The organism is Gluconobacter frateurii, from assembly GCF_002723955.1.
Lineage (GTDB): Bacteria > Pseudomonadota > Alphaproteobacteria > Acetobacterales > Acetobacteraceae > Gluconobacter > Gluconobacter frateurii.
Window position 1 is genome coordinate 1 of the sequence record NZ_BEWN01000002.1, and the last position, 21,253, is coordinate 21,253.

The following is a 21,253-nucleotide window of genomic DNA, read 5'->3' on the forward strand; positions in this document are numbered from 1 at the left end:
TCAATTTTTATGAAATTCCCGGTACCAAGCGGCAAATTTCATAACGCCCTCTTCAAGGGAAACTCGCGGCGCCCATCCGCAAAGCCCCTTCACATCATCAAGACAGGCCCACGTCTTCTCCATATCAGCGACAGGCCGCTTCTGAAGTTCAATCCGCGCAGCCTTACCGAGATATTTTTCCAGAAGACCAATCAGAGTGGTCACACGCTCAGGTCGATCTCCCCCCAGATTGAGAAGCCTCGCCTCGCCTCTCGCGGGCGGCATATCCATGACATCCAGAATGCCTGCGGTGATATCATCTATATATGTGAAATCCCGCGACAGGTTAGCACCCTCGTAAAGAGTTACAGGCTTTCCCGTGCAGATCGCATCGGCAAAACCATAATAAGCCATATCGGGGCGCCCCCATGGCCCATAAACAGTGAAGAACCTCAACCCTGTCTGAGGAATTCCATAAAGATACGCATAAGTGGACGCCGTAAGCTCACCCGCCCTCTTGGTAACGGCATACAAAGAGCCAGGCTCGTCTACCCGATCACCTTCCCTGAAAGGCAATGACCGGTTTCTGCCATAGACAGACGACGAAGACGCATAAACGAAGTGCTTCAGGTCTTTCAGGTCTCTACAGGCTTCCAACAGGACGACCTGCCCCATGACGTTGGTCTGCACGTAGGAGTAAGGATCCACCAGCGAATACCGAACACCTGCCTGCGCGGCCAGATGGATAACAACCTCAATATCCGGATGAGCCGCCACAACAGACTTCATCCCATCCCTGTCAGACACATCCATCTGCAGAAACGAAAATCTGGCCTGCCCCTGCAATTGCTGCAGACGCGCATCTTTCAAAGAACGGTCGTAATAGCTGTTGAGCGTATCAACACCGACAACGTCCATCCCGCGAGCAAGCAATGCGTCCGCAACATGAAACCCGATAAAGCCAGCCGCTCCAGTAACAAGAACCTTCACAACCGTCTCAGTGCTTCAGAGCCGGACTGCTGACCGCATCACCCACCCGAATACCAAGTTCTTCCGTGACACCACCAGCAAGCTCAAGCGTATTGGCAACAGAACCGTTGCTGCTAAGAATTGCCTCACTCAAGGGCACAGCCTTTTCAGCAATCGCATGAATATGGTTGGTGGAATCAATAAACACGATGTCCAAAGACACCAGAGTATTCCTCATCCACATATCCGACACCTGCGGGCTCGGCCAAAGAAAGAGCATGCCTTTGTCTTTCGGCAACTCCTTGCGAAACATCTCGCCGATTTCCTGCTGCCGATATGTTTTCGCAAGCTCCACCGTGAATTGATGCTTGACCCCATCATGCGTGGTGATCGTCAGAGGGGCTGTCGGCAGAACCGGTTGTGCCTGACGGATCGGCTCCTCCGCCGCATAAGCGGAACCAGATAGACCACCAACAGCAAAACATGCAGCCGCCAACACGGAACACACAGAAAGTCGCATGAAAAACCCCTTTGAAAATTTATAGACCAGCAACAAGAAACGGATTGGAGCGACGCTCTTCGCCAATCGTGGTCGGCATTCCGTGCCCACACAGCACTACGGTATCATCCGGCAAACTCAGCAGTTGCTGGCGAATACCAGCAATCAGGGCTTCAGAATCACCGTATGCAAAATCAGTGCGACCTACTGTCCGACGAAACAGCGTATCCCCGACGATTGCTCTACCATTGGCATGGTCAATAAAAACCACATGACCAGGCGTATGACCCGGAAGATGCCGCACCTCAATATCGTGCCCCAGAAGCCGCAGCGTCTCTCCATCTTCAAGAAACCGGTCTGGCACGACACTGACCATGCCATTCAAACCAAAATGAGCCGCCTGCTTCTCAATAGTACTCAGAAGAAACGCATCCCGACGATCAGGCCCCAGAACTGGAACAGACTGCCCCTGTGCTTCAGTCAAACGCGCTCGAAGCTCATCAGCGCCACCCGCATGATCAAGATGCCCATGGGTCAGCAGGATCGCATCAACTGTCAGACCATTGAGCTCCTGAAGCAGGTGATCCACGTCCCCGCCCGGATCCACAACGATGGCGTGGTTCCGTTCATCCCAGAGGATCGTGCAGTTCTGCCGGATCGGCGTCACAGCTACTCTTTTGACATTCAAAGGGACCACGGTTCTGTCTCCCGACCGGCCGGTTCATCCATCGTTCCCGGCGATACCGCGTCCTTCCCCCTACCACAAGGGACCGGCGGGGTGATTGACCCGCCCTCAAAGGCACATCACTCTGCACCTTTCTTCCCTCAGGATCAGGAACACACCATGAGCCGCATCATCCGCACAGAACCCAACGCCATCCTGTCCAAGGCTGTGGAATATCACGGCTTCATCTTTACGCAGGGTGTCGTCGCCAAAGATCTGTCTCAGGACATCAACGGACAGACAAAGGACGTGCTGGCCCAGCTGGACGCCATCCTCGAAGAGCACGGCACGGACAACACCCGCATTCTTCAGGCACAGATCTGGCTGAAGGACATTGCCGACCGCGATGCTCTCAACACGCACTGGTCCGCATGGCTTCAGGAAGGTCTGGCTCCTGCACGTGCCTGCGTTCAGGCGGTCATGGCTGACCCGCGCATCCTCGTGGAAATCATGCTGACGACGACCAAATAAGCCAATCTTGGTCAATAAGGCATAATTAAGGCAGAATGCGACGCGAGAAAGATTTTCAATGGAAATGAAAATTTAACCCTCAGCAATGCATTCTGCCCTTGTCAGGGTTGCATGAAGATTGTTAGCTCCCTGTCACCCGAACGACACAAGCCAATTCAGGATCAAAAAGATCGTGACGCATAAAAGTTGCCGGAAAACTTTTTTCTCCGCCCTGGCGCTCTCAGCTGTCATGTTCTTTTCGAGTCATGCACAGGCCAAACACCTCCGTGGATCACACGGCGGTCACAGTGTCTTCCGCTCTCACCGGGCATCCCATTCCAATCACCACCACACATTCTCCACGGCACACGTCATTCAGTGCGTAGCCTACGCAAAAGAAGCTTCTGACGTTGTCCTTCACGGCAATGCCCGTGACTGGTGGTATAATGCTGCTGGCCGCTACGCCCGAGGCAACGCCCCTGAAGCAGGATCAGTCCTGAATTTCCGAGGTATCCGCCGCATGCCACTGGGTCATGTGGCCGTTGTTCGTTCGGTAGAAAATAGCCGCACCATCTACATCGACCAGTCTCACTGGGCCTCCAACGGCATCGCACACAATGTGCGCGTTGTAGACGTCTCGCCCAACAATGACTGGAGCGCAGTCCGCGTTGCACTGAATGACCGCAGCGGACGATTCGGCAGCATCTACCCCACCTATGGCTTTATCTACGGCCGTCCGGATGACGGACGCCCTGCTCCGCAGGTGATGGTAGCTCGCGAAAGCCGCCCCACGACCTTCCGTCATCGCGCCGTTTTCCACGGATCGAACGCTCTGGGTCACCCGATGAGCAACACGGAAGTTGCTGAGGCCCCGGACGACGCGTTCACTTCAGACGCTCCCAACCGCTCAATCCGCTAAGATTGAGTTCACAAAAAAAGCGGGGTAGATCCCCGCTTTTTTTGTGTTCAGACAAGTGGTCGAACTTCAATCAGGTCGCGTATCCTTATGATACGGATGATTGGAGTTAATCGCCTGAGCCCTGAAAATCTGCTCTGCAATCATGACCCGTACAAGCATGTGAGGCCACGTCATGGCCCCCAGAGAAATGACGGCATCCGCTCTCTGAATAACAGAACCATCTAGCCCTTCCGCTCCTCCTATGAGGAAATGAAGAGGCCGGCCTGTTTCCTGCCATCGCGAAAGAAGAGTAGCGAACTGCAAGCTACCATGCGTTTTGCCACCCTCATCCAAGGCAACGACGAATGCGTTCTCAGGACAAGCCCCCAGAAGCATACCGGCATCTCGCCGTTTCTGCTCCTGAACCGAGCCTTTGGAAGCCTGTAGCTCCGTAACAGTCAAAGCAGGACGAATCCGAGCCGCGTAACGGTCAAACAGCTCCCGTTCCGGCCCAGACTTTAGACGCCCGATAGCAACGAGCTTCATTCAGCCCTGCTCTTCGCCCTTGCCTACCGCCACTTCGGATTCGCTCGAATCAAGATCAGCGCTCCACATCTTCTCAAGACCGTAGAGTTCACGACTTTCCGGCTTGAAGAGATGGACAACGATGTCGCCAGCATCAAGCAGTACCCAGTCACTGCCATTAGCCCCTTCAACGAGAACGCGGTTAAAGCCTTCTTCACCCAGCTTCTTCTCGATGTGATGAGCCATGGCCGCAATCTGACGGTCCGCCAAACCTGTCGCAACAACCATGCGGTCAGCAAAGTTGGCGCGTCCCACCAGATCCACCACCACAATGTCTTCTGCCTTGTCTTCCTCAAGGCTCGCCGTGATGATGGAGAGCATTTTCGTCAGAACGTCCGGCTGCACAGGCTCGCGCTTGACTGCTGTCTTCTTCGGACCAGCAGCAGCAGCCTTCTTGCGAGGCGTTCCCGGCACCTTGGCAGCCTCGGCCAGTGCCGCATCAGGGGTGCTGGTTTTCCGACGCGTGGTCTTGGCCTTCGGGTCGGTTGAGGTCGTCTTGGTGATGGTTTTTACTCCTGATCCGCGTCCAGACAGGTTTGCCCAGACTCACGCAACGCTGTAGCCGATATATCGTTCTGCGGCGCAGAAAGGAACGTCCAAGCGCTTCCTTTTCTCCGCCCCAGTATGGGGGCCTCTCTCGATGGCCGCCGATTCCGACGCAAAACCGAGGCTGCCGCCCCATGTAATGCCGGGGTTACACTTCCTGGCCGGGGCAGAATCGCGATCGGAATCATCCGGGCCAGAGCACGCCAGTTCTTCCATCGGGAAAACTGGGCAAGCCCATCAGCACCCATGAGCCAGACAAACTGCACATTCGGAAAACGCTGCTTCAACAACGCCACAGTCTTTACCGTATAACGCTGTTTCAGACGAGCTTCGATATCCGTCGCACAGATGCGCCGTCCGTCAGCAAATCTCTGCGCCGAGGCGAGTCGCGCCCTGAACGTCCCCATACCCTTGCGAGGCTTCAGCGGATTTCCCGGTGACACCATAAGCCAGACCTGGTCCAGCCGAAGAGCGCGCAAGGCACGCTGCGCCACCTGAAGATGCCCGATATGCGCCGGATTGAAAGACCCTCCCAGAAGGCCAATCCGCATCCGGCGCCCGTCCCCAAATGTCGGGATCACGGTCAGCCGCGCACCTGTCCATTGCCACGGACTTCGTAGCGATAGCAGGTCAACTGCTCGAGACCGACCGGCCCACGGGCATGCATCCGCCCTGTAGCGATACCGATCTCCGCCCCGAATCCAAACTCACCACCATCACAGAATTGCGTAGATGCATTCCACAACACCACAGCACTGTCTGTCCCATTCAGAAACACGGCAGCAGCTTCGGGATCTTCGGCAATGATGGCTTCCGTATGTGCACTGCCATGACGTGTAATGTGCTCAAGAGCCTCTTCAACGCCATCCACAACCGCAATGGACAGAATCGAATCCAGCCATTCGGTATCGAAATCCGCCGCACTGGCCGCCGGTAAAGACGCAACAATCGCCCGAGCAGCGTCATCTGCCCGGAACGTACAACCTTTGGCAGCCAAATCGTCTACAATCAGCGGCAGCAGTGACGGAGCAATAGCCCGATCAATCAGCAGCGTCTCCGTCGCCCCACAGATCCCCGTCCGCCGCATCTTGGCATCCAGCAGAACCCGACGCGCCATCTCCGGATCAGCACTGGCATGAACATATGTATGATTCAGCCCATCCGCATGCGCCAGAACAGGCACACGCGCCTCACGCTGAACGCGCTCAACCAAGGACTTCCCACCACGCGGAATAATGAGATCAACCCCATCAGCCGCCTGAAGAAGAGCCCCAACCAGCGCACGATCAGCAGAAGGCAGAATCTGCACACAAGCCGGATCAAGACCCGCCTGCTCCAACCCAGAAACCATCGCAGCATGAATGGCACGCGCCGAATGCAGGCTTTCGCCCCCCCCGCGCAGAATGACGGCATTGCCCGACTTAATGCAAAGCGCCGCAGCATCAGCGCCAACATTCGGCCGGCTTTCGTAAATCATGCCAATAACACCAAGCGGCACCGCAACCCGGCGGAACAGCAACCCGTTTGGTCGCTCCCACTCCGCCAGAATACGTCCAAGTGGGTCTGGCAGCCTGGCAACGTCTTCCAGACCCTTCGCCATAGCCTCGATCCGTTCGGGCGTCAGCGTCAGACGATCCCGGAACGCTGCCGTCCGGTCAGCAGACAGTGTGGCCAGATCCTGCTGGTTGGCCGCAACAATCGCTTCAGAATTTTCACGAAGTGCCGTAGCAGCAGCCACAAGCGCCAGGTTCCGCGTGGCCTCATCAGTCCGCGCCAAGCCACGGCTCGCCTGACGGGCCTTGTCCGTCAGGCTTTTCAGGATAGCCGAAGCGTCAGACATTGAATCGGAACAGGAGAATATCTCCGTCCTGCACAACATATTCCTTGCCCTCAATCCGCAACTTCCCGGCCTCCTTGGCTCCTGCTTCACCATTGCAGGCCACATAGTCGTCAAAAGCAACCGTTTCGCAGGCAATGAAGCCACGTTCGAAGTCATTGTGAATAACGGCAGCAGCCTGAGGCGCTTTCGTTCCTGCCGTAATCGTCCAGGCACGCGCTTCTTTCGGACCAACCGTGAAGTATGTTCGCAGACCCAGCAAGCGGTAACCAGCCGCAATCACACGATCCAGGCCGCTGTCGCTCAGACCAAGCCCTTCCAGGAACTCCGTACGATCTTCCTGCGGCAACTGACTGACCTCAGCCTCGATCGCCGCAGACACGATCACAACCCCAGCGCCCTCTTCCTCAGCGCGCTTGCGAACCGCCTCCGAGTGCGCGTTTCCAGTGGCCGCAGAAGCCTCCTCAACGTTACAAACATACAGAACCGGCTTCGTCGTCAGAAGCTGAAGACGCGCAGCCTCCTCCTCCTGGCCCTTTGGCACCGCCGTACGTGCAGGCTTACCATCACGCAGCGCAGCAATCAGCGGCTCCATCAGCTCAAGCTGGGCCTGTGCTTCGCGGTCATTCCCACGGGCACGCTTCTGAAGATTGATCTGGCGCTTCTCAAGGCTTTCCAGATCCGCAAGCATCAGTTCAGTCTCGATGATGTCCGCATCCCGAACCGGATCCACCCCACCTTCGACATGCGTGATATCATCGTCCTCGAAACAACGCAGAACATGGATGATCGCATCCGTCTCACGGATATTCGCCAGAAACTGGTTCCCCAGCCCCTCGCCCTTGGACGCACCACGCACCAGACCCGCAATATCAACAAATTCAAGGCTGGTCGGGATCTCTTTCTGGGACTTGCCGATCTTCACCAGAATATCCAGCCGCGGATCCGGCACGGCAACACGGCCCGTATTCGGTTCAATGGTGCAGAATGGGTAGTTCGCTGCCTGCGCTGCGGCTGTTTCCGTCAGGGCATTGAACAACGTGGACTTGCCAACATTGGGCAGACCAACGATGCCGCAATTGAAACCCATTGTGCTCTCCATCTTTCAGGCCGCCAGATCGGTCAGCCCAGTCTCAGAATTCAGTTGCCCTGTGTTCGCAGAATCCGCGCCCACGGACAACACCTGCCGCCCCCAAAACAGGCGGCAGAGTACGATTCCCGCCTGAGATCTCTCTCCGGTAACGATACCCGCACATTATAACAGTGAAAAAATCTGACCATAAGAGACGTGAAGTCTCCAGGAACTCAGGCCGTAAGCAGCGCCACTTTTGTCATGAACGCTTCATTTTCGCCCTTGGCCAGAATAGGCGCAGCATCCGCAACCGCCTCAAGCCACCGCTCCAGCTCCGGTTCTTCCGCCTTGGCGAAATTTCCCAGAACATGCCCGTGTACCCGGTCCTTGTGCCCCGGATGGCCAATGCCCATCCGCACACGCCAGTAATCCGGCCCGGGAAGACAGCGATCCATTGAGCGCAGGCCATTATGCCCTGCCGCACCGCCGCCGCGCTTGATGCGCAGCTTGCCGAAAGCAAGATCGAGTTCATCATGGAAAACGGTGATGTCGGCCTGCGCGATCTTGAAGAACTGCGCGGCCTGCTGAACGCTGTCGCCCGACAGGTTCATGTAGGTCATCGGCTTGAGGAGCAGGATTTTCTGCCCCCCAAGAACACCCTCGGAAGTCTCCCCCCGAAAGCGCTTGCGCCACGGGGAAAACCCGTGACGCCTGGCGATTTCATCAACCGCCATAAAGCCGATGTTATGTCGATGACGGCTCATCCCCGGCTCGGGGTTGCCGAGACCGGTCCAGAGCCTCATGACTTACTTCTTCTTTGCGCCCGGCTTTGCAGCGGCTTCAGCAGCGGCAGCAGCCTTGGCAGCAGCTTCAGCTTCCATTTCTGCATCGATGGTCGGCGGAGCAACGGAAGCGATCACGATATCCGTAGCCTGACCACCCGTCAGAGCAACGCCTTCGGTGCCCTTCAGGTCAGCCCAGCGAACGCTGTCATGAATATCCAGAGCGCTCAGGTCAGCCGTGAAGTGCTCAGGAATGTTGGCTGGGTCAGCAGCAACGTCAACATAGTGACGGACAACGTTCAGAACGCCACCGCGCTTGATGCCCGGAGCCTTTTCTTCGCCCGTGAAGACGATGGAGACTTCAACGTGAACCTTCGTGCCAGCGGAAACGCGCTGGAAGTCCACATGGATCGGAGCATCCGTCACCGGGTGTAGCTGCACGTCACGGATCAGAGCTGCAACCGGCTCTGCGCCTTCTGCTGCCAGGTTGTACACGCGGGAGGACCAGCCACCACGGTGCAGTTCCTTCATGATCACGCGCGGATCAAGAGCAATGATGGAAGGCTCCTGCTTGCCACCATAGATTACTGCCGGAACCAGCCCGGCACGTCTCGTTGCGCGCGCTGCCCCCTTACCAGCCTTCGCGCGCGTCGAGACAGCAAGTGTCGTCAAATTAGCCACTGTTACGCTCCTGCGTATTGAATTTTGTCACCACACAGACCTCCAGGGGTGCCTGTGCGAGCGGCGAAATAGCGGAAAACTGCGCCACACACAACCTTTTTCCCGGATTCCATCGTCCTCCAACCAGCCCCACCATGACTGGACCCTCCCCCAAACCGCCGGATAGTCTGTCGCACGTCCCATAGCTGACCCCGTCACAGAGAATCCATGAGCATTGCCCAGCGCCTCGAACGCCTGCCCTTCACCCCCTTCCACCGCCGGCTTCTGATCCTTGGTGGCTGCGGATACATGTTCGACGGTCTGGACTCCGCCATCGTTGCTTTCACCCTCCCGGTTCTGAAAACGGAATGGCACCTGTCTGGCCCGGCCCTGGGCGTTCTGGGAAGCGCCACTTATCTGGGATATGGCCTCGGCTCCCTACTGGCCGGCTGGTGGGCTGACAGATCGGGCCGCCGCTCCGTCATGATGAGCGCCCTCGCGCTCTATGCCATCGGGTCCCTTCTTTCGGCAGTCTCCGGCACATTCAGCGGCTTCTTCAGTGCCCGTCTTCTCGCTGGACTGGGCGCCGGCGCAGAAGCCACGATCATCGCCCCCTATCTGAGCGAATTCGTCTCATCCCGTTATCGCGGCGCCTTCACGGCCAGCCTGACCGGCTTCTATTCTTTCGGTTACGTTGCCGCCGCCATTCTAGGCTTCATGATCGTCCCTTCATCACCAGATGGCTGGCGATGGGCCCTCGTTGCCACAGCACTACCCGTCCTGATGCTCCTCTGGTGGCGACGCACTCTCCCCGAATCTCCAAGATGGCTCGACCAGCAGGGACGAACCCCTGAAGCCTGCCGAATTGTCGGAACTATCGAACAAAGCGCCGGACTGGCCGCAGGTCTTTCGATAACTCCCGACACAGCCCAAAAAACACACCGCCCCCTGAGCGACCTTTTCGCCCCCGATCTCAGACGCTCCACATTCATGAGCTGGGCCATGTGGCTGAGCATCACCTTCTGCTTCTATGCATTCTTTACCTGGATCCCGACGCTCATGATCGAGCGTGGCATGACCGTGACCCGCAGCTTTGCCTACGCCATCTCGATTTACGCAGCACAACTTCCCGGATACCTGGCCTCGGCTTTCTGCACCGAGCGTCTTGGTCGACGCGCCACGGTCGCTACCTTCATGATCGGTGGCGGGATCAGTGCCATCGGCATGGCCGCAAGCCAGACACCCACACAGGTCCTGCTTTTCGGAATCATGCTGTCCATGTTCATGAATGGAACCTACGGCGGCATCTACGCCTACACCCCCGAACTCTTCCCGACATCCCTGCGGGGAAGAGGTATGGGACTGGCTTCCGCAATCGCCCGTCTGGGCGCCATCTCTTCCCCCGTCCTGATTGGCTGGATTTACCCGAAAGCCGGTTTCCCCGGTGTCTTCGGCCTCACAACCGGTGTTCTTCTGACAGGAGCCTGCATCACCCTGCTCTTCGGACCCAAAACAGAAAAATGCCCGCTCGATCAGGAGCAGGCGTTCCACTGAAATCCAAAATATCCGGCCCGATCAGAGCATCGGCATCCCGCCATTAACAGGCAACAGAGCACCCGTCGTGTAACTGTTCAGCGGATCAGCAAAATATACATAAGCTCCAGCCAGTTCTGCTGGCTGACCCGGTCGGCCCAGCGGAACATCAGACCCAATACTCTTCTGCGCTTCTTCCGGCATTCCCGTCGCAATGAACGGCGTCCAGATCGGGCCAGGCATAACGCCGTTCACCCGAATGCCGCGAGATGCAAGCTGCTGCGCCATACTCACCGTAAAGTTCGCAATGGCCGCTTTCGTCATGGAATATGGCACAAGAATCTGAGGCGGCGTCTTCAGATTAACCGAGGACGTGTTGATAATGGACGCCCCCGGCTTCAGATGAGGCAAAGCAGCCTTCGTCAAATAGAAAAGAGCATGCGTGTTTGTATCAAAATGACGCCGCCACTCGTCGTCGCTGATATCCTCCAGATGCTCCGCCCAGTTCTGAAACGCAGCATTGTTCACGAGAATATCGAGACGACCGAACTCTTCCAGAACCCTGCCAACAAGCAGTTTGCAATGCGTCGCCTCACGGATATCTCCCGGCAACAGAAGGCAACGACGTCCCTCTGCTTCGATCTGCCCTGCAATATCCTTTGCATCCTGACTTTCGGTTTCGAGATAGGAAATCGCAACCTCCGCCCCCTCCCGGGCAAAAGCCAGTGCTACAGCACGTCCAATTCCGGAATCGCCACCTGTAATCAGAGCCACCTGCCCCGTTAGCTTCCCGGAGCCCTGATAGGTCTTTTCTCCATAATCAGGCTGTGGCGTCATTTTTGATGACAGACCCGGAAAAGGCTGGCTTTGCCCCTCAAAAGGAGGCTGAGGATAACGATTGCGAGGATCGACAGGCATTCAAGCCTCCTGAACTGCATGAAAGATGCAAGTAAGGAGCCCTAACGACACACTCTTTCATTCAGTTCAGAACATTTCAGCAAATTATTTTCCGGAACATTTACCGGGGACTCAGACTTCTAGAGTGAAGGATTTCCCAAACCGGAAATCGACTTACCGAATTCGAAACGACGTGCCCGGCATTATTCAGTCCGGACATTCGCGACGACAGCAGATCGGACCGAACCATGAGCGACACGGCAGATAAACGCACCACCGTGACCATCGGTGACCAGACCTTCGAGCGCGGCCCCCAGGGTGCAACCCATCAGACCGCAGGTGGCGACATCCCAACCTTGACCACCCAGCAGGGTGTTCCCGTCGCGGATGACCAGAATTCCCTGAAAGCTGGCCCGCGCGGCGGAACGCTTCTGGAAGACTTCCATTTCCGGGAGAAGATCTTCCACTTCGATCACGAACGCATTCCAGAACGCGTTGTTCATGCCCGCGGCTACGGCGCTCATGGCTTCTTCGAACTCACAGACTCCCTGTCTGACTACACAACCGCAAGCGTCCTCGGTAAAACCGGAACCCGCGTCCCGGCATTCGTCCGCTTCTCAACCGTCGCAGGTGGCAAGGGCTCATTCGATCTCGCGCGCGACGTCCGTGGTTTCGCCGTGAAGCTCTACACCGAAGAGGGCAACTGGGATCTTGTGGGCAACAACATGCCCGTGTTCTTCATCCAGGACGCCATCAAGTTCCCGGACATGGTACATGCCGTAAAGGAAGAGCCCGATCGCGGCTTCCCGCAGGCGCAGTCTGCCCATGACAACTTTTGGGACTTCGCATCCCTCTCGCCCGAAACCGTCCACATGCTCCTCTGGATCATGTCAGACCGGGCCATCCCCCGCTCCTTCCGCTTCATGGAAGGCTTCGGCGTCCACAGCTTCCGGCTCATAAACGCCGAAGGAAAATCCACCTACGTAAAGTTCCACTGGAAGCCGAAGCAAGGCCTTCAGTCAGTTGTCTGGAACGAGGCCGTCAAGATCAACGGCGCCGACCCTGACTTCCACCGTCGCGACCTCTGGCAAGCCATCGAATCCGGCGACTACCCGGAATGGGAACTGGGCGTACAGCTCTTTGATGACGCCTTCGCCGACAAATTCGACTTTGACATTCTGGATGCGACCAAACTTATCCCCGAAGAACTGGTCCCTGTCCGCCGGATCGGCCGCCTTGTGCTGGACCGCGTGGTGGACAATTTCTTCGCCGAAACCGAACAGGTCGCCTTCTGCACCCAGAACGTCGTTCCCGGTATCGGCTTCACCAACGATCCGCTCCTGCAAGGCCGGAACTTCTCGTATCTGGATACGCAGACAAAGCGTCTCGGGGGCCCGAACTTCACGCATATCCCCATTAACGCGCCCAAATGCCCGTTCCACAACTTCCAGCAGGACGGCCACGCTGCCATGCACAACCCGAAGGGCCGCGTGAATTACGAGCCCAATTCCTGGGGTGCAGGTCCGCGTGAAAACCCCAAAACCGGCTACCGGCACTTCCCGGATGACAACGGTCGCACGACCCGCGAACGCGGTGAACTCTTCGCCGATCACTACAGCCAGGCACGCCAGTTCTACATCAGCCAGACAAAGCCCGAACAAACGCACATCAAAAACGCGTTCGTGTTCGAACTCAGCAAGGTTGAGACGCCAAACATCCGTTCCCGCGTCGTCGCTCATCTTCTAAATGTGGATGAAACGCTGGCCAAGGGAGTAGCTGAAGGTCTGGGCCTGAAAGACCTGCCTGCCCCGGCTCCGGCTGCCCGTACACCCATCACCGACCTGGCCGCCTCAACAGCGCTCAGCATCCTCAAGAACGGGCCAGCCTCTTTCGCAGGCCGTAAACTGGGCGTGGTGATTACAGACGGTACGGATGCAGCCCTGCTGGACGCTCTCCAGAAAGCTGCAAAGGCGGAAGGCACATTGATTGAACTGGTCGCCCCCGTGGTCGGAGGCGTGACGTTGACAGACGGCACAACCGTCCCGGCAGGCCAGAAAATCGTCGGTGCGCCGTCCGTACTTTACGACGCCGTCGTGCTGCTCTCTTCTGCTGAGGGAACAAAGCTTCTGAGCAAGGAAGCAACAGCCCGTGACTTCGTGGCAGATGCTTTCGCCCACGCCAAATTCATCGCCTACGGCCCGGACACTGCCCCGCTTCTGGCAAAAGGCGGCATCACGCCCGACGACATGGACGATGGTGTGATCGCCATCAAGAACGATGGCGATTTCAAACCCTTCATCACAACCTGCCGGAAGCTCCGCTTCTGGGATCGTGAAGCCAAAACACACAGCGTCTGACACACAGAAAAAGCCGGGGATCACACCCCGGCTTTTTTTAATGCTGAACAGAGGCCGCAACCCGTCGATCAGCTTCCTGCCGAACATGCGCAAAATCCTGTTTCAGCGGCTTGCCATGCTCCACCATCAACACGCCCCCCACATAGACCTGCTCCAGATTTTCATGAGCCGCAGCAAAAACTAGCGTGGCATACGGGTCAAACACATACCCAAGATTAGTCGGATCAATCACAAGAAAATCCGCAAATTTCCCAACTTCCAGACTCCCAAGACGATCCCCGACCTCCAGCACATCCGCACTCCCTCGCGTGTGCAGGCGCACCACATCATACGGGCTCATGATTGCAGCGCTCTGGTACTTGTCCCGAATGGCATAAAGCCCGGTCCGCATGTTCTCAAACGGGTCTGCCAGATCCGCACTGGCTTCCCCGTCCTCTCCCATACCAACCCGCAAACCGGCTTTCAGATAAGCTGGAATATCCGCCGTCCCTGATGCCAGACGACCATTTGAAAGCGGATTCCAGACCATAGACGCCCCAGCCTTTACAGACCGGGCAAGGATCTCAGGCGTTGTATGAATGAAATGTCCGAAAATCAGATGCGGCCCGAGGATGCCTTCATCCTCAAACCAGTGGAACCGGGCCTGCTGGGCTGAAACGTTTTCAGGCGGCTCCAGATAATGACTCTGGTTGGGCAGATGATACTCCCGCATCAATGCCCCTTCGATCTTCGCAACCTCTCCGGTGTCGTGAAATCCCGTCCCACCATTGATCATCACGGACAGGAACGTGGACCCCACATGCTGCCCGGCGGACCACGCCAGAAAATCGCCCACATGCTGCCGGGCTGTGGCGAGTGAGATATCGGACTGACCAGGCAATGGCTCCAGACCATGCACGAACCGAATTCCAGAAGCCGTCTCTGCCTGGAACTGCAACCGGTCCGTCGCCTCGACAACAGCAGGGTTCGCCCCACCGTAATTGAAATTGTAAGCCGCCGTCACACCATGCGCGAGATGGTCGAGCGCCCCATCCAACGTGAACCAGTAAATATCCTCGGGCCGAGCAACGCTCGCCTTTCCGGAATAGAGAGCTTCAATCCAGCCCATTAGCGTCTGATCCGCCGCCAGTCCCCGATAAGCAGCCTGCCAGAGATGACTATGTGCAGAAATGAAGCCCGCCATCACCCAATGCCCATGCAGATCCACATCCTGGTCGGCTTTCAGCCCGTTGGGTGGAGCACCCGCCCCGATATGATCGATCACGCCATCCGAACGGACAGAGAAATACCCTTTGAAAGGCGCCTTCTGCCCATCGGCCATCGAAAAAATCAGGGCATTACGAACAAGAAGATGCGACGGCGCAGCATAAGCCGCACCACACACACACACCGCCATCGCGGCAGAACACAGAATCTGGACAGGACGAAGCATTTTCATCCCGGAACGATAACACTCACCGCTCCGCGAACAAGCTTACAATGCCGCAGAAATATTATGATGAAAGACGGGGTCGAATGGCCGAAATCTGATGCCCAATATGGCCCCCGCCTGCCAGCGTCCGGCGCCGATGGCTGAAGAACCGCTGATCTGTCAGTGTATCAACGCCAAGCACTTCGATCTTCTGAACCCCAGCGGCCCGCAGGCGCGCAGCGCAGTAACCAGGCAGATCAAACATGAAATGCCCGGCACGCTCTGCCAAACGGAAGAACGCCTCAGCGTCCCGATCCTGCGCCAGAACTGCCTCTCGCATATCCGGACCCACTTCGTAACTTTCCGGCCCAATACACGGCCCGACAGCAGCCCGGATTTCAGAAGCCCCAAGAGCTTCCATCTCCGCCACAACGGATTCCAGAATTCCGCCAGCAGCCCCGCGCCACCCTGCATGAGCAGCCCCGACAACACGGCCATCGCCCGACGCCAGAAGCACAGGCCCACAGTCCGCCGTAATGACGCTGACACCCACATCAGGGCGGTCTGTCACCAACGCATCGCCATTCTGCCCAGCACCCATGACCCAGAGAGGCGTCTCGACAGTTACAGGAACTGTAATGTCACTGTGAGTCTGCTTCAGACCCAGCAACATATCAGGCTCAACCTGAAGCTGCCGAGCCACGCGCGCCCGGTTCTCCCGCACATTAGCCAGATCATCAGGGGACGACAGAGAACAGTTCAAACTGTCATAAGGCTTGGGAGAAACGCCGCCCAGACGGGTAAAAAACCCATGCGGCACGCCGAGCAGATCACTCCCCAGAACAGCCTCAGACATGTGCCGTCTCCTGCCGAGGGCGACGAAAGGCGTAGGTCATCAGTCCAATCCCGGCCAGCGCCATGGGAATGCACAGGATCTGCCCCATCGTCACGCCGCCCGCCAGAAAGCCAATATTCGCATCCGGCTCGCGGAAGAACTCACAGAAACTCCGTGCACAGGCATACCCGAACAGGAACAACCCTGACAGGAATCCGAAATGCCCCCGCAGTCGGGGCCGCGATGCCGCAAACAACATCACGCACAGCAGCAGAACACCTTCCGTCAGCGCCTCATAAAGCTCGGAAGGATGCCGCGCGACCGGCCCACCCGTCGGAAACACCATCGCCCAAGGCAGATCCGGAGACGCCGGGCGCCCCCACAATTCCCCATTCACGAAATTCGCACACCGGCCCAGCGCCAGCCCGATCGGAACAACTGGCACAATACGGTCAGCAAAAGCCAGAAAGCTCAGACGGTTCTTCCAGGAGAAGAACGCCAGAGCCAGAATGACGCCCAAGGCCCCACCATGAAACGACATCCCGCCGTCCCATGTTTTGATAATGTCCACCGGATGCGCGAGATAATCCAAAGGCCGGTAGAACAGCACGTACCCAAGACGACCACCCAGCAAAACACCCAGAATGGCGTAGAACAGGAAATCATCGACCTGCTCACTCGTCGCTACTTCTGGCGCAAGACGATTCAACCGCCGCGCAATAGGCAGAGCAATGATGAAAGACACCATATAAGCCAGCGCATACCACCGCACAGGCAAAGGCCCGACATGGAACGCAACAGGGTCAAACCCCGGGAACATCAGTGGCTGGCTCAAAGGTTTGGCTCCGATCGGGAAAGATAATCCCGGACATATTGCCGGATACCATCTTCAAGAGTTGTAAACGGCAGATCATAGCCCGCAGCCCGCAGTCGGCTCATATCCGCACAAGTATAGGACTGGTACTGCCCCCGCAGCTTCTCAGGCATCTCGACGAACTCGACATCCCGAGCCCGATGCGCCGCGTCACAGACCGCATAAGCCAGATCCAGATAGCTCCGCGCCACGCCGGTTCCACAGTTGAACAGCCCACTGACATCCGGATGGTCGAACAGCCACAACATGACATTCACCACATCACCAACCCAGATGAAATCGCGCTTCTGCTGACCATCCGGCAGGCCGGGAATATCGGATTTGAACAGCTTAGCGGCTGCCCCACGCTGAAGATCATCATACTTGACCTTCACGACCGAAATCATGGACCCCTTGTGGTATTCATTCGGTCCGTAAACATTGAAAAACTTGAGCCCAGCCCACTGCTTCGGAGCCGGATGCCCCGCTGCAAGCTCCCGCTTCACCCACAGATCAAACGCCTGCTTGGACCAGCCATAAAGGTTGAGTGGCTTCAGAGGATCAATCGCCTCCAGACCATCCCGGAACATCTCAGGCTTGTCCGCCGCACCATACGTAGCCGCCGAAGAAGCGTAAATCATCCGGACATCATTCTGCGCACACCAGCGCCAGAGAAACTGCGACAACGCCACATTGGTCGACCACACCAGATCCCCATCCCGCGCCGTCGTGGCGCTGATGGCTCCCATATGGAACACCGCCTCAATCTTTGGCGCTTTTTCAAGGAAACCCGGAAGCGCCTCAGGCGTGATGATCTGATCGGGCGCATGCGAGGCCAGGTTCCGCCACTTCACCCCCTCATGCAGCCGGTCCACGATAACCGTCCGCAGCCCGCGCTGACGCAGGGCGGCATGAAGGCACGATCCAATGAATCCGGCTCCGCCGGTGACGATAATCATCCTTCCTGTATAGTCTGCCCCCGAAAACGATCCAAGCGACGCGCCACACACGACACGCCGCCTCTCTGCAGGAGTTTCTCCCATGTCTGACAGACCCCGCTTCTTCGACGACCTCGCAGGCCTCGCCGGCAATGCGTTTTCCGCTGTTACCGGTGCCCGCGAAGAACTGCACTCCATCATCCGCACCCGCGTCGATGAAATTCTGACCTCTCTCGAACTGGTCCGCCGGGACGAGTTCGACGCGGTGCAGGAAATGGCCACCCGCGCCCGCATGGCACAGGACGAAGCAGAAGCCCGCCTTGCCGCCATCGAATCGCGCCTGACCGCCCTTGAAGAACTGGCAACAGAAGAAAAAGGCGGCCCGCAGGGCTGATCCAGCCCATTCGACTGCGCCAGCACTGCAACACATCTTCGTACGAACTCACTGAAGATGCTCGTAATACTTGCGCAGTCTCAAAAGGCCCCATAACGTGATGAGTGCTGGAGGCAGGCACCCTGCCCCCAGACGCAGACATCTGGAGCGCCGCACCGGCGCACGGCCGGTGCCAGGCTCCACGGCCTTGGGAGATCCGACATGCCTGCCCTGAGCACCTCACTCACCACCGAAACCGAATCCCACCCGCTCGACATCATGGAACAGGTCATGGGCCTGTATGAATGGGAGTTCGAACGCCTCGGCCAGTCCGAAATGGCAGCCCAGGCCCCAGGCCAGTGGTGTGATTATTCTCTCTACTTCACATGGTCGGACGAACTCTCCGCGCTGCATCTGAACTGCACGCTGGACCTCCGCTCTCCCGCCACACGCCGCGCCGATGTCCACGAACTGGTTTCATTGGCAAATAACCGCCTCTGGGTCGGCCATTTCACGATCGATACCGAAACCGGAACCCCAGCCTTCCGCCATACGCTCCTCATGCGCGGCGTCGCCACACTTCCTGGTGAAAGCATGGAAGACCTGATCGACATCGCCATGTCCGAATGTGAAAGATTCTATCCCGCCTTCCAGTTTGCTCTCTGGGGTGGAAAATCCCCTCAGGATGCACTGGATGCCGCAATGCTAGACTGTGTTGGAGACGCCTGACCTTGCCTTCTACGCCCTCAATCCTTCTGGCTGGCTGTGGCAAATTGGGAGGCGCGCTACTCGACGGGTGGCTCGCCTCCCCCACACCTCCAAAAATTGTCGTCCTTGACCGTCACCGAACGGGCTCGGACGACACCCTGACAATCGCCAACACCCCCGCCGAAATCCCGGCATCCTTCACACCCGACATCATTGTTCTCGCCGTCAAGCCAGCAGGCGCGGACAAAACCATCGAAGACATCGGCAAAGCTCTCGGAAGCCGGTTCCAGAAATCAGCCCTTCTCTCCGTCATGGCCGGTCGTACCTGCGAAGCGCTCGCTTCAGCAGCAGCCCAAGCCGGAGCAGAAATCCCAGTCCTCCGCGCCATGCCCAATACCCCCTCGGCTATCGGCGCCGGGATCAGCGGCTTCTACGCTCCACCCAACGCCACAACCGAACAGGCCACACTCTGCCATGAGCTCCTCTTCGCCGTGGGCGACGTGGTCCGAGTGGAAAAAGAAGAAGACCTCCTCGCCGTAACAGCCGTCTCCGGATCTGGACCAGCCTACGTCTTCCTCCTCGCAGAACTGCTGGAAAAAGCCGGGCAAGCCCACGGCCTCTCCAAGGAAACAGCACGCCGTCTGGCACGCGGCACCATCTACGGCGCAGGCCGCATGCTCGACGACCTGCCCGATGACGCAGAAGACCTCCGAAAGGCCGTCACCAGCCCCAACGGAACAACCGCCGCAGCCCTGAGCGTCCTCATGGCACCCGACGCCTGGCCTGCAAATATTGCAAAAGCCATTGACGCCGCGACAAAACGGGCCGACGAACTCGCCGGATAACCGTTTCTTTCTGGTGGGAACTTGCCGCCCCAGGCAAACGCTCCCACCATAAGAAACATGTTTTTGACAGGAGACCGGCAATGGAAGAACGGCAGGACCCATTTGACACCGATGAGCTGACACCAGACAGCACACCGGAACTGGACAGGGAAGCCTTCGACATCGCCCTCCTGCAATCCGCGTTAAGCCTGGCAGGAACGGACGGTTGGCACCGGTTCTCGCTCGTGGATGCCGCACGTGACGCAGGCCTGCCGGTCGATGCCGTGCGCTCCCGCTACCCCGTCAAACCCCTGCTCCTCCTCCGCCTCGGCCGACTGGCAGACGAAAGCGCGCTCCGGGACGACGGTAACGGCGGCACCCTGCGCGAATACCTCTTCGACCTGATGATGCGACGCTTCGATATTTTCGAAGAATACCGCGAAGGCGTCCGCGCCGTCCTGCACGCCCTCCCTTACGATCCTCCCCTCGCTGCTCTTCTGGCGGGCGCCACCATGGACTCCATGCGCTGGCTGGCAGACGCCGCAGGCATGGACTGCTCTGGACTGGGTGGCCTCTGGCGCGTTAACGCCCTGACCGCAGTATGGGGCCACGCCCTGCGCGCCTGGGAAAAAGACGAGAGCCAGGATCTCGGCAGCACCATGGCTGCCCTCGACGGCGCCCTGAACCGCGCCGAACGGCTCGGCGTCCTCAAAGCTTCCGCACGTCGTAAAATGGACGACGCCATGCGCAACACCGGCCTGCCCGATCACGAACTGGAACTTGAATCCTGATATTGGGCTTTACGAGACATGCTGGTTCGGATTAAAAGCCGTTCCAGCGCGTTTCTGAAACGCGTCTGCTGGGGCGTAGCCAAGCGGTAAGGCAGCGGATTTTGATTCCGCCATGCGGAGGTTCGAATCCTCCCGCCCCAGCCAAACTCCGATATAAATCATTGATATCAAACGGATTTTATTCGGGTAAAAAATTGAGTTTTGGGACTTTTCTCCATTTTCGTCCCCAAAACTGGCTCCAATGCTCAAACGAAAAAATGGCTGTTACCACTTCCGCAGAGTAGTCCCTTCACATATTCGTGATGTTTTGGGGCAGACTGAAATCTGGCTCTCTCTAGGCACGCACAGGAAGAGAGACGCCACGTCCCGTGCGGGCATGATATATGGACAGGTCGAGAACCTGTTCTGTTTCCTGTCGGGTGGTGGTGCCTTGCCTGAAAAGTTTGACCTTAAGAATTACCTTCTGGAGATGGTGAAGCTCCACCCGTCGGATTTCAAAGAGGATTGGCTGGCAGGAGCTAGTGCCGGAATTGACGTAAAGAAAAAATATCTCTCGGGAGCCTCTGACAGATTCCTTCAGCAGTTCGTGCAGGACGTGGATGGCCGAAACGCTCACCTTCTGAACGAAATCCAGCGTCTGGGTGCAGAACTGGAAGCTGCCAAAGCAGCAGGCAATCATGAGCGGGAAGGTCAACTGTTAGCCCTGCTGGGTCAGGCCATCTCCAAGATACC

24 protein-coding genes, 1 tRNA gene and 1 pseudogene are annotated in these 21,253 nt (G+C 57.6%); 10 read left to right on the top strand and 16 right to left on the bottom strand.

Going from position 1 to position 21,253, the window contains the following annotated elements; all coding sequences use genetic code 11:
• From GFR01_RS05400 to GFR01_RS05410, 3 genes are read right to left on the bottom strand one after another with little or no spacing between them, the layout of a single operon-like run.
• Complete coding sequence (locus GFR01_RS05400; protein WP_099181634.1) at nt 1-969, bottom strand: SDR family NAD(P)-dependent oxidoreductase; 969 nt, start codon at nt 967-969, stop codon at nt 1-3.
• A gap of 7 nt (nt 970-976) precedes the next feature.
• A complete protein-coding gene (locus GFR01_RS05405; protein WP_099181635.1) occupies nt 977-1,468 on the bottom strand; it encodes a DUF192 domain-containing protein in 492 nt (163 codons plus the stop codon).
• Nucleotides 1,469-1,487: 19 nt separating this feature from the next.
• A complete protein-coding gene (locus tag GFR01_RS05410; protein ID WP_244902179.1) occupies nt 1,488-2,144 on the bottom strand; it encodes an MBL fold metallo-hydrolase in 657 nt (218 codons plus the stop codon).
• 147 nt (nt 2,145-2,291) lie between these two features.
• Here GFR01_RS05410 and GFR01_RS05415 point away from each other — a divergent pair, with 147 nt between their 5' ends.
• Entirely contained in the window at nt 2,292-2,642 is a 351-nt protein-coding gene (locus tag GFR01_RS05415; RefSeq protein ID WP_010504564.1) for a RidA family protein, read from the top strand.
• A gap of 172 nt (nt 2,643-2,814) precedes the next feature.
• The gene (locus tag GFR01_RS05420) at nt 2,815-3,540 is read left to right on the top strand and encodes a CHAP domain-containing protein (protein WP_099181637.1); all 726 of its coding nucleotides are present in this window, start codon (nt 2,815-2,817) and stop codon (nt 3,538-3,540) included.
• Nucleotides 3,541-3,606: 66 nt separating this feature from the next.
• Here the strand turns inward: GFR01_RS05420 and GFR01_RS05425 are convergent, their stop codons facing one another.
• The 7 genes from GFR01_RS05425 to GFR01_RS05455 all read right to left on the bottom strand — a co-directional run bounded on the left by GFR01_RS05425 (nt 3,607) and on the right by GFR01_RS05455 (nt 9,022).
• A complete protein-coding gene (locus GFR01_RS05425) occupies nt 3,607-4,065 on the bottom strand; it encodes a 23S rRNA (pseudouridine(1915)-N(3))-methyltransferase RlmH (RefSeq protein WP_063904920.1) in 459 nt (152 codons plus the stop codon).
• On the bottom strand, nt 4,066-4,518 hold the full coding sequence (gene rsfS / locus GFR01_RS05430; RefSeq protein ID WP_061929063.1) for a ribosome silencing factor: 453 nt from the start codon (nt 4,516-4,518) through the stop codon (nt 4,066-4,068).
• Nucleotides 4,519-4,613: 95 nt separating this feature from the next.
• Complete coding sequence (locus GFR01_RS05435) at nt 4,614-5,201, bottom strand: nicotinate-nucleotide adenylyltransferase (RefSeq protein ID WP_244902215.1); 588 nt, start codon at nt 5,199-5,201, stop codon at nt 4,614-4,616.
• Nucleotides 5,202-5,233: 32 nt separating this feature from the next.
• Nucleotides 5,234-6,490, bottom strand: a complete 1,257-nt coding sequence (locus GFR01_RS05440) for a glutamate-5-semialdehyde dehydrogenase (RefSeq protein ID WP_099181639.1) — start codon at nt 6,488-6,490, stop codon at nt 5,234-5,236.
• Complete coding sequence (gene ychF, locus GFR01_RS05445) at nt 6,483-7,577, bottom strand: redox-regulated ATPase YchF (protein WP_007284278.1); 1,095 nt, start codon at nt 7,575-7,577, stop codon at nt 6,483-6,485. Before ychF ends, GFR01_RS05440 begins: the two co-directional genes overlap by 8 nt.
• Before the next feature lie 215 nt (nt 7,578-7,792).
• Nucleotides 7,793-8,362, bottom strand: coding sequence for an aminoacyl-tRNA hydrolase (pth, locus tag GFR01_RS05450; protein ID WP_064275525.1), 570 nt, complete (start codon nt 8,360-8,362; stop codon nt 7,793-7,795).
• A 3-nt stretch (nt 8,363-8,365) separates the two neighbouring features.
• Nucleotides 8,366-9,022 carry a 50S ribosomal protein L25/general stress protein Ctc gene (locus tag GFR01_RS05455; protein WP_016738444.1) on the bottom strand — a complete coding sequence of 219 codons (657 nt, stop codon included), beginning with the start codon at nt 9,020-9,022 and terminating at the stop codon, nt 8,366-8,368.
• 207 nt (nt 9,023-9,229) lie between these two features.
• On the opposite strand from GFR01_RS05455, the gene GFR01_RS05460 reads away from it, so the two are divergent.
• Nucleotides 9,230-10,555 (top strand): MFS transporter, encoded by a 1,326-nt coding sequence (locus tag GFR01_RS05460; RefSeq protein WP_099181640.1) that lies wholly within the window; start codon nt 9,230-9,232, stop codon nt 10,553-10,555.
• Nucleotides 10,556-10,576: 21 nt separating this feature from the next.
• Here GFR01_RS05460 and GFR01_RS05465 read toward each other — a convergent pair whose 3' ends face one another.
• Nucleotides 10,577-11,452 carry an SDR family oxidoreductase gene (locus tag GFR01_RS05465; RefSeq protein WP_099181641.1) on the bottom strand — a complete coding sequence of 292 codons (876 nt, stop codon included), beginning with the start codon at nt 11,450-11,452 and terminating at the stop codon, nt 10,577-10,579.
• Nucleotides 11,453-11,679: 227 nt separating this feature from the next.
• On the opposite strand from GFR01_RS05465, the gene GFR01_RS05470 reads away from it, so the two are divergent.
• Nucleotides 11,680-13,788, top strand: a complete 2,109-nt coding sequence (locus tag GFR01_RS05470; protein ID WP_099181642.1) for a catalase — start codon at nt 11,680-11,682, stop codon at nt 13,786-13,788.
• Between the two features lie 37 nt (nt 13,789-13,825).
• On the opposite strand, the gene GFR01_RS05475 is transcribed toward GFR01_RS05470, so the two are convergent.
• The 4 genes from GFR01_RS05475 to rfaD are packed head-to-tail and all read right to left on the bottom strand — an operon-like array spanning nt 13,826 to nt 17,846.
• On the bottom strand, nt 13,826-15,226 hold the full coding sequence (locus GFR01_RS05475) for an amidohydrolase family protein (RefSeq protein WP_099181643.1): 1,401 nt from the start codon (nt 15,224-15,226) through the stop codon (nt 13,826-13,828).
• 55 nt (nt 15,227-15,281) lie between these two features.
• Nucleotides 15,282-16,055 (bottom strand): peptidoglycan editing factor PgeF, encoded by a 774-nt coding sequence (gene pgeF / locus GFR01_RS05480; protein WP_099181644.1) that lies wholly within the window; start codon nt 16,053-16,055, stop codon nt 15,282-15,284.
• Complete coding sequence (gene lgt, locus GFR01_RS05485) at nt 16,048-16,854, bottom strand: prolipoprotein diacylglyceryl transferase (protein ID WP_063904935.1); 807 nt, start codon at nt 16,852-16,854, stop codon at nt 16,048-16,050. The genes pgeF and lgt overlap by 8 nt, the downstream gene beginning before the upstream one ends.
• An 11-nt stretch (nt 16,855-16,865) precedes the next feature.
• Nucleotides 16,866-17,846 (bottom strand): ADP-glyceromanno-heptose 6-epimerase, encoded by a 981-nt coding sequence (gene rfaD / locus GFR01_RS05490; RefSeq protein WP_099181645.1) that lies wholly within the window; start codon nt 17,844-17,846, stop codon nt 16,866-16,868.
• Between the two features lie 82 nt (nt 17,847-17,928).
• On the opposite strand from rfaD, the gene GFR01_RS05495 reads away from it, so the two are divergent.
• From GFR01_RS05495 to GFR01_RS16175, 6 genes and pseudogenes are all read left to right on the top strand, one after another.
• Nucleotides 17,929-18,219, top strand: coding sequence for an accessory factor UbiK family protein (locus tag GFR01_RS05495; RefSeq protein ID WP_010504534.1), 291 nt, complete (start codon nt 17,929-17,931; stop codon nt 18,217-18,219).
• Between the two features lie 201 nt (nt 18,220-18,420).
• Nucleotides 18,421-18,927 (top strand): type III secretion system chaperone family protein, encoded by a 507-nt coding sequence (locus GFR01_RS05500; RefSeq protein ID WP_007284260.1) that lies wholly within the window; start codon nt 18,421-18,423, stop codon nt 18,925-18,927.
• 2 nt (nt 18,928-18,929) lie between these two features.
• On the top strand, nt 18,930-19,751 hold the full coding sequence (gene proC, locus GFR01_RS05505) for a pyrroline-5-carboxylate reductase (protein ID WP_099181646.1): 822 nt from the start codon (nt 18,930-18,932) through the stop codon (nt 19,749-19,751).
• Between the two features lie 80 nt (nt 19,752-19,831).
• Nucleotides 19,832-20,521: a hypothetical protein gene (locus GFR01_RS05510; RefSeq protein WP_062502763.1), complete on the top strand. Its 690-nt coding sequence runs from the start codon at nt 19,832-19,834 to the stop codon at nt 20,519-20,521.
• Between the two features lie 69 nt (nt 20,522-20,590).
• Nucleotides 20,591-20,665, top strand: a tRNA-Gln gene (locus tag GFR01_RS05515).
• Between the two features lie 97 nt (nt 20,666-20,762).
• Nucleotides 20,763-20,867 (top strand): annotated as a pseudogene (locus tag GFR01_RS16175) (DUF6538 domain-containing protein); the annotation flags it as partial.
• On the opposite strand, the gene GFR01_RS15695 reads toward GFR01_RS16175, so the two are convergent.
• Nucleotides 20,856-21,215 (bottom strand): hypothetical protein, encoded by a 360-nt coding sequence (locus GFR01_RS15695; RefSeq protein WP_167384217.1) that lies wholly within the window; start codon nt 21,213-21,215, stop codon nt 20,856-20,858. The pseudogene GFR01_RS16175 and the gene GFR01_RS15695 sit on opposite strands and share 12 nt — an antisense overlap.
• Nucleotides 21,216-21,253: the final 38 nt, after the last annotated feature.